General features: G+C 40.9%; 9 protein-coding genes and 1 pseudogene. 3 read left to right on the plus strand and 7 right to left on the minus strand.

The window, feature by feature from the left end; all coding sequences use genetic code 11:
* The first annotated feature begins 201 nt into the window (after window positions 1-201).
* Window positions 202-1,518, plus strand: a pseudogene (locus AB0756_RS08715) (IS4 family transposase).
* Here AB0756_RS08715 and AB0756_RS08720 read toward each other — a convergent pair.
* The 6 genes from AB0756_RS08720 to AB0756_RS08745 form a co-directional block, all read right to left on the minus strand.
* Window positions 1,426-1,914: a hypothetical protein gene (locus tag AB0756_RS08720; protein WP_137986234.1), complete on the minus strand. Its 489-nt coding sequence runs from the start codon at window positions 1,912-1,914 to the stop codon at window positions 1,426-1,428. The pseudogene AB0756_RS08715 and the gene AB0756_RS08720 overlap by 93 nt on opposite strands.
* Window positions 1,915-2,235: 321 nt before the next feature.
* A complete protein-coding gene (locus tag AB0756_RS08725) occupies window positions 2,236-3,225 on the minus strand; it encodes an N-acetylglucosamine kinase (RefSeq protein WP_038096711.1) in 990 nt (329 codons plus the stop codon).
* Window positions 3,226-3,246: 21 nt separating this feature from the next.
* On the minus strand, window positions 3,247-4,533 hold the full coding sequence (locus AB0756_RS08730) for an MFS transporter (RefSeq protein WP_072040727.1): 1,287 nt from the start codon (window positions 4,531-4,533) through the stop codon (window positions 3,247-3,249).
* Window positions 4,534-4,551: 18 nt separating this feature from the next.
* Entirely contained in the window at window positions 4,552-5,820 is a 1,269-nt protein-coding gene (locus AB0756_RS08735) for a glutathionylspermidine synthase family protein (RefSeq protein ID WP_038096713.1), read from the minus strand.
* 4 nt (window positions 5,821-5,824) lie between these two features.
* Window positions 5,825-6,115, minus strand: a complete 291-nt coding sequence (locus AB0756_RS08740; RefSeq protein WP_050045573.1) for a hypothetical protein — start codon at window positions 6,113-6,115, stop codon at window positions 5,825-5,827.
* A gap of 116 nt (window positions 6,116-6,231) precedes the next feature.
* Window positions 6,232-6,657, minus strand: a complete 426-nt coding sequence (locus AB0756_RS08745; RefSeq protein WP_038096715.1) for a GxxExxY protein — start codon at window positions 6,655-6,657, stop codon at window positions 6,232-6,234.
* A 62-nt stretch (window positions 6,658-6,719) separates the two neighbouring features.
* Between AB0756_RS08745 and AB0756_RS08750 the strand changes: the two genes are divergently transcribed.
* Window positions 6,720-9,743: a valine--tRNA ligase gene (locus tag AB0756_RS08750; protein ID WP_050045574.1), complete on the plus strand. Its 3,024-nt coding sequence runs from the start codon at window positions 6,720-6,722 to the stop codon at window positions 9,741-9,743.
* Window positions 9,744-9,785: 42 nt separating this feature from the next.
* Window positions 9,786-10,232: a hypothetical protein gene (locus AB0756_RS08755; protein ID WP_038083692.1), complete on the plus strand. Its 447-nt coding sequence runs from the start codon at window positions 9,786-9,788 to the stop codon at window positions 10,230-10,232.
* A gap of 214 nt (window positions 10,233-10,446) precedes the next feature.
* Here the strand turns inward: AB0756_RS08755 and AB0756_RS08760 are convergent, their stop codons facing one another.
* Window positions 10,447-12,141, minus strand: a complete 1,695-nt coding sequence (locus AB0756_RS08760; RefSeq protein WP_237265830.1) for an alpha/beta hydrolase — start codon at window positions 12,139-12,141, stop codon at window positions 10,447-10,449.
* Window positions 12,142-12,433: the final 292 nt, after the last annotated feature.

Genomic DNA, 12,433 nt, shown 5'->3' on the forward strand with positions numbered 1-12,433 from the left:
GGGAGGGGGGAGAGGCAGCCTTAGGCTGCCTCTCCCCCCTCCCCTTGCGATTATCATTATTAATAGTCTTCAAGTAATATTCGCCTTGAGGAGAAATCATGTGAAACTCAGACTAGATCAGTAATTAAGGGATTGTGTGAGCTACCATGAGCGGCAACCGAAAAACGCTCTCGTGACCACGCCAAAAAGACTCACAGACCGATGGTAGAAGACGAAGTCATTGCAGAGCAACTGTCCGCATTACTCACACCAGCAATCACAAGTCAAGAAAACTACTACCGTAACCTGGGATTAAGAAGCAGAATTCTCAACTTACCATTAATGGTTGCAGCAGTGTTAACCTTACTATGGCGAGACGTGGCGGGAGTCACGGAGCTGACAAGAATGTTAGCACGATCTATGTTTTTTATGGTGTAAACCTACTGCCGTTACTCAACAAGCACTCTCGCAACGATTTTTAAGTTTTCCTGCAGAATTATTTGAGCAAGTCTTTAAAAATTTATTACCCAGTTTGATAACGGCTTGGCACAGTAGAAATAAACGACCAATACCTGAAAGTCTTCAGTTTACTTTTCCTAAATTTTCCCAAATTTGGATAATAGATAGTTCAACGTTAGAGGCGTTGTTTTGTAAGCTCAAAAGCTTAGAAGATGTCCCTACTGGGCAATTAGCTCTTAAAATGGCAACAGTCATTGATTTAATGACCAGATTACCTGTAGAAATTTGGTTTCAAGAAAATCCCAGAGCTTCTGATACCAAACTAGAAGAAAATATTTTAAATTTAGTCCCAGCCAAAACTTTGCTGTTACTGGATAGAGGATTTTACCATTTTAGCTTCTGGCTTCAATTAATTGAACAAGAAGTTCATTTTATTACTAGACTTAAGAAAGGGGCTGCCATTAAGGTTGAGCGGGTATTTACAGACAGCTATTCTCTGCGTGACCGTTTAATAAAACTGGGTTCTGGCACGAAGAAGACCCCATTTGTCACTTTACGTCTCATCGAAATTCATTCAGGAAAAATTTGGCATTCTTATTTAACGAGTGTACTTGACCCAACCATTTTACCTCCCTACGTCGTTGCTGATTTATATCGAAGACGATGGCGGATTGAAGATGCTTTTAATATAATCAAAAGGCTCTTAGGTCTCAGTTATTTATGGACAGGTTCCATTAATGGAATTCAGCTACAGATTTGGGGGACTTGGTTGTTTTATGCTGTGGCGCGTAGATTTAGGCGATGCTGTGGCTGATGAGCTTTCTTTACCATTTGACTCCATTTATGCGCGAAATGATTTATCGCGGTCTTTATCATTTTTATGTGGCTCATCAAAAAGGTTTAGTTACAGACCCAGTTAAATATTTCGCCGCTCCAGAAAATCAAGATTTAGGTATTGTTAAACGACAACGAAAAGCGAACGTTAGGTTAATTGTCGCACCATTCCCAGAAAAACAGCGAGGCTCCAAGGAGTTTTTCTTTCAAGCATCTTCTAAAATCCCCTTGACAACCGCCTTGTAGCCTTAACTTGTGACAAATGCTATCAGCATGATTTTTTAAGTTGATTAACGGCAAAATCCCCCTTGTATCTTGTAAATGACCAAAAGCATAGCCAATCGCAGTCAAAACATTGCTATCTTTTTCTTCTTGTGATAGTAGCTTTAATAAAATATCTCCGCGTTCGAGAATACGGAATTGCTTTTGTGTAGTTCCTAATTGTGCTAAGATGCGAACTCCTAAAGTTCTTTCCTTAGAATTTTGACTCTCACACAATTTTGATGCTGCTGTAAATTCCCTATCACCACCACGGATACGTAAAATGTGTACCAAGTGCCAATAAATATCTTCACTTTCTGTCGTTAAGGCAGTTTGAATAATTTCATTCGTACTTCTTTTATCCTTTTCAACGCTTTCCATTTGGTTTGAATATTGTTCGTGTGTGCTAACAAGCAACTACTGCTTTACACCTTTGATAGCTAAAAGTATTATAGGTAAAAAGAATACGACTTCTCGCAATCAATATGGGGGGTAAAATGATATGGACATATAACAACTTATACTGGGAGTATCCCAATTTGGCTTATTGCCCTCAGAATTCTATTCTGAGGCTATACAAACAAAGTCCACGTAGGTGGACTTTGTATTTAGTCCGCGCAGGCAGACTTATCTTGTATAGCCAATTTCAATGGCAAGGTGTTTTTTCCAAATTGGGATGTTCCCCTTATTCCAGACATAACCTCACAAACTACCTTCCCCCGCCAACCTCTGCAACGCTAACAATCCAGCACCACAAGCAGGTTCGTGACGGGGAAAAATCACTTTTGCTGTCGGAAACATAGTACGAATTGATTTAGCAAATTTATCGCGCATCTTAGATTTTCCCAGCCAAACACTCCCCGTTGTTACAACTTCAAAAAGTTCTCGATGACTAAAAATCGTATCAATAACTGTACCAGTCGCCCTTATTAGCTCTTTCACAGCATCATCGATAATTCTATTAGCAGTTTCATCTCCACAAACAGCAGCACCATCAACAAGAGGTGCTAAAGCTGCTATCTCTTTAACACCCCAACCCCTACGATAGACAACTTCTATCAAATCCTCTAAACTTGCCAGATTGAGGTGCTGTTTAAAAACTTCAACAAGACTGGTAGGAACCTCACGTCCATCGTATGCCTTTAACGCTGCTTGCATACCAGCTACAGCTATTTTATAAGCACTTCCTTCATCACCTAAAATATATCCCCAACCACCAACTCGCTTAATATCTCCCTGATGGTTGCGACCAAAAACTATAGAACCAGTCCCAGCCGCAACCACAATTCCGACGGGATAACCAACTCCCCCAACTAAAGCAATCAAGGCATCATTGCAAATAACAATATTTGGGTCATTATACTTGTTACAGGTTAAATTCCAAGTGATAGGAAGCAAACTACTATTCTGCAATTCAAGCACTATACCTTTTACAACTTCGATATCCTCAGGACGCCCTACACCAGCTAATCCCAAGCAAATCGCTTGCACTCTAATATTAGACGTTAACTTCAACGCCTCAACTGCTGCATTATAAATAGCGGACTCCATCGCTTGTAATGCAGCTTGAATACCTATACTTTGATAATTTGATGCACCAGATTCACCGCGACCTAAAACTTGCCCTGCATCATTCATCAAAACGCAAACAGTTTTACTTCCACCACCATCAATTCCTAAAACATAATTCATAACCTACTTAATTGTTATTCGTTAGTTGTTAGTTGAGATGCGTTTATCTGCAGTTCCTTCTTCCAAAGGAATAAAAAATAGAGTTATCATGCCAGGAACTGTCAACAAACATACTAATATAAAAAATAAGAAATACCCTACTTGTGCCTGAATGTAACCGCTAATTAACCCAGGCAACATTATACCCAAAGCCATAATACCTGTAGAAATAGCAAAATGAGAAGTTTTATATTCTCCTTTAGAAATATACATTAAATAAATACTAAATGCAGTGAATCCAAAACCATATCCCAATTGCTCAAAAGAGACTAAAGCATAAACAAGAGGCAAAGATGGTTTAGCATAAGCCATATAGACATAGAATATATCGGGTAGATTCAATGCCAAAGCCATCGGCAAAAGACATTTTTTTAATCCATACCTTGAAATAACCATCCCACCTGTAATGCCTCCCACAATTAAAGAAAGAACCCCAAAGGTACCGTAGATTAAACCCACAGTTGATGTTGATAGCCCCAATCCTCCTGCTTCTGGTTTATCCAGTAAAAACAATTGAGCTATTTTTAGCAACATTGCCTCACCAAATCTATAAAGCAGTATAAATGCTAAAATAGCCGCAATTTTTTCTTGTTTAAAATAAGAAATAATAATATCAAAAAAAGAAATCTTTGATTGAGCTTCTAACTGACTGCGATCGCCAGCTTCAGGCAAAGGCAAAAAAATCTGATGAAATATAAATAATGTAGCTAATATTAATGATGATAAACCAATAGATAGACTCCAACTCAAAGGAATACTTTTTAGATACTTTTCTTCAAGTATCCCGGCCAAAATTACCAAAAAACCAGAACCAAAAATAAGAGCAATCCGATAAAAAAGCGAACGAATACCCACAAAGAAAGCTTGTTCACCTGGATTTAAAGCCAGTAAATAAAAACCATCCGTTGCAATATCATAAGTTGCCGAAATAAATGCTCCAACAGTCAATCCCGCTAAGGATATAAAAAAGAAATTTGGCAATTGTAATGAAAAAGCAACTAACCCCAGACAACAGAACATAGCCAATTGCGTACCCAGTATCCATGTTCTTTTTGTCCAATAGGTATCAACAATTGGACTCCAAAACATTTTGAGAATCCAGGGAAGATAAAGCAAACTCGTCCAAAATGTAATTTGAGTATTATCGATACCTAATTTCTTGTAAAAAATCACAGAAAGCGTATTGATAATGACATAGGGCATTCCAGAGGCAAAATACAAAGTAGGAATAAACGCCCAAGGAGAACGAGATTTAATTTGCTCTTCCATACAATGACTTGGTTGACTTTAACATCCAATAGGACACCAATAGGAAATATTATCTGTTATTTTCCCCTCAGAAACACGCATTCCTACACCACCTGACACCAATTTATCTTGACCGTTATTGTACAACCAAGCTCCCCAAACTACAGTCATAGATTGCTGGGCGAGTTCTAAAGTGGGAAGTTCCAATAACTCCTGATACACATAATCTTGTTCTATATACCAAGGATCGTTACTGTGACTGCGAACAGCAACCTCTCCCGATTTGACAGCGAATCCTCCTGCACCTTCCCTTCCCAAAATAGGTTTGGCAAAGTATGAATTTCCTATTTTTTCTGGCACCATAGAAGTTTTGGGGAAATAGTCAAAAATTGTTTGAGCATCTTTATGATTAAACAATTCCAATCCCAAATCTGTAATCAGCGCAAATATACTTTTAGGCTGTAGTGCAAAAGCAGAACCAAAGTTAACAATAACAACTTTGTTCTCTAAAATCAGTTGCTCAAGGGCAGGCCACAATCTCTCTCCTTTATCATCTGTATCATAAATAACCCATTCAATGGGATACCACATAAACAATATATCTATAGGTAGCCCCGTTCTAGAATCAAATAGATATTTTCCATCTTTAATACGAAGATATTCTAAAGGTAGTACAGCACTTTTATGATTAAATTTTTTACTCAACCATCTCATCGTACCTAAATCTTCGGCATTATTTAATGCTGTAAAAGCAACACGGCATTCTTGAACTCTTTTCTTGAGCACTTGTGCTGCCCTTTGTATATGTTGATTGAGGGACACACTCAACACATTTTGAGCATCATACACGGGGTCTTTTAATTCAAAATGTTCTGCAACTTTACCATTACCTTCCGTACATTCAAACCAAAAGCTAGGCGTTTGAGGATTTGTTTCAATAACTTTTTTTACGCCTGTCTCTTCATTCCAGCACCAATCCAGTCGCATACAAAATGGTGCAAGAGAATCATGCTTCACTACCTTAATAGCATCTTTAGGAAAGCCATAGTCAAGTAAAGTCTCTTCATCAAGGGTACGAACAATAGACCAAGCTTCCATCAAAACACTACCAACCAATTCAGATGCCTGTTTAATTTCTTGTATAGTTTGTGGGGAAACTGTATGACAGTAATACAACGCGTATGGCGTTTCTTGGTCAGTCAGAGGGATACCCGTTCCTTCCTCAATTGGGCAAACATTATACCAACCCATTTTCATGGATTGAAAGAACTGCTTTCGTTGAGGGCTATCAAAAATATCTACATTCATTCTCTTAACCACCTGCGCTAGCACCGCGACCAAAACTACCAAATCCAGAACGACCTACCTGAGCCGGGGAATAGCTTGAACTACCTCTACTACCACCACGGTATCTATATCCAGAACCCCCATGGTAAATGCGACTGCTACCACCACTGCTAGAGTTATTGCATTCATAGGAGCGCTGTGCTTGTGAGCTGTTGCAGTTTATCTGGCTCGTTTCTGGAACTCGGGTGCAGGAAGCCAACAAGGATATCGTCATGCCGATGACAATAAATTGAAGTAAACTAGGTTTTAATTTCATAAAATTATCGGTATTATTGAGCAATTTAGATGACTACAAGGATGGTGTAACAAATTCCGTTTTTTGTTTAATGAACCGCAGAGGCGCAGAGAGCGCAGAGAGAATGAGGAGAAGAGTTAAGAGGAAAGTACTATTCTTTTGATACCCTGTTTGAGGATGGGAACGTTAAAGTTGATGAGAAGGGCAAGGGTTTGGTTGGTTGTTTTTAGATAGGAAATGACTTGAGCCTCGTGAATGGGTGCTAATTTTTCAACAGCTTTCAATTCGACAACAAGAGTATCACCAACGAAAAAATCTAATTCGCCCTCACCAACTTGATGACTTTTGTAAGTAATTGCTACGGGATATTTAGATTTGTGAGGTATACCCCGCATTTCAAATTCTAGCCTCAAAGCTTGATGATACACCGACTCCAGAAATCCAGGTCCCAACATTCGATGTACCTCAATCGCCGCCCCAATGACAGATCCGGTCAACTCACTCATTTCCTCTCCTAACTCTCTTCTCTCTGCGCCCTCTGCGCCTCTGCGGTTCATTTCCATAAAACACTCCTTAAGCCTGTGGCAAAATTTATAAAAGTCCTTCCACTGATAGTTTTCCCAGCATGACCGCAACAACAAACACAAATCTCCCCAGTCTTTACGAACCCTTCTCCACAGAAGCCAAGTGGCAAAAATTTTGGGAAGAAAACCAAACTTACAAAGCCGACCCCAATCAAAGCAGTCAATCCTACTGCATCGTTATTCCGCCACCTAACGTTACAGGTAGCCTGCACATGGGTCACGCCTTTGACAATTCACTGATTGATACCCTCGTGCGCTACCATCGGATGAAAGGGCTCAATACCCTTTATCTCCCCGGAACTGACCACGCCAGCATTGCAGTACAAGCCATTCTGGAAAAGCAGCTCAAAGCAGAGGGCAAAACTCGCTACGAGTTGGGACGCAACAAATTTCTAGAACGTGCTTGGCAATGGAAAGCAGAATCAGGGGGAACAATTGTCAATCAATTGCGGCGCTTGGGTGTATCGGTAGATTGGACGCGGGAACGGTTTACCCTAGATGAAGGTTTATCTAAAGCTGTAGCTCACGCTTTTACAAGTCTCTACGAAGAAGGGCTAATTTATCGCGGTAAATACTTAGTAAACTGGTGTCCGGAATCACAATCCGCTGTTTCTGATTTAGAAGTAGACTTAAAAGAAGTTGATGGTCACCTCTGGCACTTCCGCTATCCCCTAACTGATGGTACTGGCTCTGTAGAAGTTGCCACAACTCGTCCGGAAACAATGTTGGGCGATACTGCTGTGGCTGTAAATCCAAATGACGATCGCTACAAGCATTTGATTGGGAAAACCCTAACTTTGCCAATTATGAATCGGGAAATTCCCATTATTGGTGATGAGTTAGTTGACCCCACTTTTGGGACGGGTTGCGTAAAAGTCACTCCCGCCCACGATCTGAATGACTTTGAAATGGGTCAGCGTCACAATCTGCCGTTTATTAACATCATGAATAAGGACGGTACGCTCAATGAGAATGCTGGTTCATTCCAAGGACAAGACCGCTTTGTTGCTAGAAAAAATGTTGTTTCTCGTTTAGAAACAGATGGATTTCTAGTAAAAATTGAGGATTACAAACATTCAGTTCCTTACAGCGAGCGAGGGAAAGTCCCCGTTGAACCCCTCCTCTCAACCCAGTGGTTTGTTAAAATTCGCCCAATGGCAGACAGAGCACTGGAATTTCTCGACCAGAAAAATTCTCCTGAGTTTGTTCCCCAACGCTGGACAAAGGTGTACCGTGATTGGTTGGTGAAACTAAAAGATTGGTGTATTTCCCGTCAGTTGTGGTGGGGACACCAAATCCCTGCTTGGTACGCAGTTAGCGAAACAGGGGGAGAAATATCTGACACAACTCCCTTTGTTGTTGCCAAGTCAGAAGCAGAAGCAAGGGAAAAGCTTAACGCACAATTTGGCGATAATGTCAAGATAGAGCAAGATCCAGACGTGCTTGATACTTGGTTTTCTTCGGGGTTATGGCCTTTTTCGACTTTAGGTTGGCCCGAACAAACTCCAGACTTAGCAACTTACTATCCTACCAGTACCTTGGTCACGGGTTTTGACATTATCTTTTTCTGGGTTGCCAGAATGACTATGATGGGTGGGCATTTTACCGGACAAATGCCGTTTAAATCTGTTTACATCCACGGCTTGGTATTGGATGAAAATGGCAAAAAAATGTCCAAATCAGCTGGTAACGGTGTCGATCCGTTGCTTCTGATTGACAAATACGGTACTGATGCTTTGCGTTATACCCTCATTAAGGAAGTTGCAGGTGCAGGTCAAGATATCCGGTTGGATTACAATCGCAAAACAGATGAATCGCCATCAGTAGAAGCAGCCCGCAATTTTGCTAATAAGTTGTGGAATGCTGCCCGTTTTGTGATGATGAACTTAGACGATTTTGGATTGGAGTCGGATAATCGAATATCCAATATTCACTATTCAAAATTGGAATTGAGCGATCGCTGGATTGTTTCCCGCTACAATCAAGTTGTCAAACAAACCAATGATTTCTTCCACAATTACGGATTGGGGGAAGCAGCAAAAGGGCTTTATGAATTTATCTGGGGTGACTTTTGCGACTGGTATATCGAACTTGTGAAATCTCGCTTGCAAAAAGATGCCAACCCTGAGTCTCGCCATGTCGCACAACAAACTCTTGCTTATGTTTTAGAAGGCATCCTCAAATTACTTCATCCTTTTATGCCTCATATTACTGAAGAGATTTGGCATACTCTGACACAGCAACCCATTGATTCCAGGCAAAGTTTGTCCTTACAACTTTATCCAGAAGCAGATGCGAATTTTATTGACTCTGCTTTAGAAGAACAGTTTGAATTACTTTTTGCTACAATTCGTACAATTCGTAACTTGCGGGCTGAGGCAGATATTAAGCCTGGGGCGAAGATAACAGTTAACTTACAAAGCGAAAGCACAAAGGAACAACAAATTCTTAACGCAGGACAGCCTTATATTAAAGATTTGGCTAAGGTGGAGAATTTAACTATTACTGGCGAACAAAAGAATACAACAGTTGCTAGTAAAAACTTATCCATCAATTGGGGAAAAATAGCAGCTATTATTGGCGCTATTTTCGTGTTGAGAGTAGGGTTTGCTGTCGCTGATGCAGTAGACGATCTGCCCTTCTTTGGAAAGTTCTTTGAACTGGTTGGTTTTGGTTATTCTGCATGGTTTGTTGTCCAGAATATCTTGTTGGCTGAAAGAAGACAAAAATTCTGGGAGCAATGGTTTCCACCAACTCCTAAAGAAAATCCACCGCACATTGAAACCCAACCTCAAGAACCAGAACAAGCGATCGCAGGTGTTGTCGGTACGGTACAAGTGGTCATTCCTCTCAAAGGTGTTGTCGATCTTGATACCTTGCGAGCTAAGCTAGAAAGAAGCCTTAACAAAGCAGAAAGCGAAGCTCAATCTTTGCGTGGAAGATTAAGCAATTCCAAATTTGTGGATAAAGCACCACAAGACGTCGTACAGGGAGCAAGAGATGCTTTGGCAGAAGCTGAAAAACAAGCAGAGATTTTACGCGATCGGCTTCGTGGGTTAGCATAGCAATCAAGTAGATTGCTAAAATTAATAACCCAGACAACCGTCATGCTATATCTAGCTCAGGTGCATAAAAATGACTTTCTGGACCAGCTTCAGTTGCGGTTGTTGGCACGTCAGGAAGCTGAACATATGTGGGTTACGATACCAGAAGAAGCTTTTATTCTTTTGGGAAAAGGAAAGATTCTAGCAGAAAAACTACTTGTTCTCGTGGAACTTTCCCCCACAGGTGATATCCAGAGTTTGGAAGAAGCCACTGATTGGGTGCTCAATTTGGTACAGACCTACCTTGCCAATGGTATCACGCCTGAATTCTTGCAACAGGAAACTGAGCGAGCAGAACAGTGGAGACAAAACTTAACATTGCAAAATCAAGACCTAGCCCGTCGCTCTTTAGAGTTGGAAGCCCGTAGAGAGCAAATTCAAGCCTTAGAAGAAAGCCTGAAACGGGAGAAAAACGGTGCAAAGGATGAGGACGCACGGTCTGAACAGTAACACTGGTCTCCGTAAAGACGCGCCATGGCGCGTCTTTACATATCTGATACTCTTAACTGATAGATCTTAACTAAGTTGTGTTATGTCAATGGGTTTTATTCTGACATTAGATTTAGGCACAACAGGTAATCGCACTTTTTTGTTCGATCGCAGCGAGCGTAGAATCGGACAAGCATATCCAGAATTGACATATTTTAGGCAGTTTCAAGTAGATTTATTTTCCACTCTCTTTACTTCTAGCAGCATCCAAGTTCAAAGATTGCACCAAACTCAATGGTAATGGTTCCTGACTGATAGCATTAGCATAACCCGCGCTGAGAAAACGACGGTAACTGGGCTGATTGGCAACGTAAGTCTGGAAAAAGGGAAGACTCAAAGCCGTGATATAGCGACGGGCTATGGCAGGATTTGGACCTACAACTGAGTCTGGAACTGGAATAGCAGAATTTGGTGACTCTGCGATCGTTGAAAAATGTGTGGCATTATTCACCAGAACTAAATATTTATTTGGGGTTGTTAACCATGTGAAGGGTTGAATTTGTTCTGGAAGTGCTGGAGCAACAGTATCAGAACCGCCAGCAACTGTCATGACAGGAATGTTAATCTTACTGAGGCTGGCTTGACCCAAAATAGTACTGTCAATTTGGTTAATTGCGAGCGCAGCTTTTACCCGTGAATCTGATAAGTTATAAGCGATTGGTGGTAAGTTAATAGCCAAACATTGGAGTAATAAAGAAACGTTGACTGCATTTGGTGAAGCTGGGCAATTTTTCTTAAGTTGGTCAAAATTAATCGGTGCTCCTGCTAAAACTAGTGCTGTGTAACCTCCAAAAGACTGTCCCACGACGCCTACTTGCTCCAAATTTAAGCGACCTTTAAAATCTCCATCTGATTGGGATAAGCTGCTAAGTTGATCCAGGAGGTACTTTATATCTAGAGGGCGATCCACAAACTCTCTGGGGCTAGCAACTTCATTTGCTCTACCTGATAATAAGGCTTGTAACTGTTCGGCGTTACTACCGGGATGCTCTGGAACCGCCACAACAAATCCATAGGAAGCAAGGTACTCAGCTAAGTAAGCAAAACTTGTTCTATCAGAACCAAGCCCGTGGGAAATTACAACGACTGAACGAGAACCTGAAGTCAGTGGTAAGTATACGTCAGCCGGGAAAGTCCGAGTGCGGGATATGTCGTTAAGTATGATGGTGCGTTTTTGCCACTTAAAACTACCTGGTTTTAACAATTCTCTTACAGAAACTTCTCCCCCTGCAAAAGCCTTAGCTACTTCTTGAGATGATTGCTCGTTGATGAGTGCAAGCGTTCTTTGAGTCTGATTAACCAACCTCTCGAATGCAGCTGCTATTTCCAAACTGCGAGGTAAATTAATCGAAATAGTTCTGGAGGGAAATCTTTTTAGTACGTTTAATAATGTTAAACCTTTTGGCTCTGCGGCAGCAAGAATCAAGGATGCTCGAATTGCGTAAAATCCACTAATACCAGAATCTTGCTGCACCACTTCTCCAAGATTTTTGAGTAATGTTTCACCAATAGGAGTGTAGAGAAATTGAGACACTTGTACAGAGGTGAGGGGAATAGGTGTCAGCAGAACCTCGCGTAACTGGTTGAGCTGCTTCGTATCGGCATGCTGGGTATATGCAGCCAGTTCATCATCGACTTTACCAGTATGAGCGTATTCTTCCAAAGAACCAATAGGGATAGAGCGTCCCAAAACACCAAAAGAAAGAGTCAGTCGTTCTGCGCCTAAGGAAGGAAGGGGAGTTAGTAGTCCAAGACTGAAAAATCCCAACCCAATTTTTAACCACAGGAATTTTTGAATTTTAGTATAAAAAATATCTAAGTGTGAGCGATCGCGATTGATGGGGATCGGCGAACTTGGTTGGGAACTCATAGTTATCATTTGCAACATTGCTAGCAATTTTAGCTCAATGCCTAAAGTTCCATTCCCAACGCTTGATTTCGCAAACTCCCTACAGTCCATACTTATAGATTTTTCCTCCTATGTAAAAAAACTATTGGCGAAGTTAGCGCTTTGCTCTGGTTCCTAGAGTTATAACGGCTAATATGGCGTTGAGTTTTTATCTAGTATTCCAGAGTATTACTCCATGCATTACGGATAGAGCCAGAAGCTTCTACCCGGCTTAGCTAAAAGTAGGAAAAGTTATAAAAGTAAGAAAAAGAGG

This window comes from Tolypothrix campylonemoides VB511288_2, assembly GCF_045999855.1.
GTDB classification, from domain to species: domain Bacteria; phylum Cyanobacteriota; class Cyanobacteriia; order Cyanobacteriales; family Nostocaceae; genus Scytonema; species Scytonema bouteillei_A.

Bases quoted from the DNA above. Each gene is read 5' to 3' on its own strand.
- AB0756_RS08720 (WP_137986234.1), bottom strand. From the start codon at position 1,914: ATGGAAAGCGTTGAAAAGGATAAAAGAAGTACGAATGAAATTATTCAA.
- AB0756_RS08725 (WP_038096711.1), bottom strand. From the start codon at position 3,225: ATGAATTATGTTTTAGGAATTGATGGTGGTGGAAGTAAAACTGTTTGC.
- AB0756_RS08730 (WP_072040727.1), bottom strand. From the start codon at position 4,533: ATGGAAGAGCAAATTAAATCTCGTTCTCCTTGGGCGTTTATTCCTACT.
- AB0756_RS08735 (WP_038096713.1), bottom strand. From the start codon at position 5,820: ATGAATGTAGATATTTTTGATAGCCCTCAACGAAAGCAGTTCTTTCAA.
- AB0756_RS08740 (WP_050045573.1), bottom strand. From the start codon at position 6,115: ATGAAATTAAAACCTAGTTTACTTCAATTTATTGTCATCGGCATGACG.
- AB0756_RS08745 (WP_038096715.1), bottom strand. From the start codon at position 6,657: ATGGAAATGAACCGCAGAGGCGCAGAGGGCGCAGAGAGAAGAGAGTTA.
- AB0756_RS08750 (WP_050045574.1), top strand. From the start codon at position 6,720: ATGACCGCAACAACAAACACAAATCTCCCCAGTCTTTACGAACCCTTC.
- AB0756_RS08755 (WP_038083692.1), top strand. From the start codon at position 9,786: ATGCTATATCTAGCTCAGGTGCATAAAAATGACTTTCTGGACCAGCTT.
- AB0756_RS08760 (WP_237265830.1), bottom strand. From the start codon at position 12,141: ATGAGTTCCCAACCAAGTTCGCCGATCCCCATCAATCGCGATCGCTCA.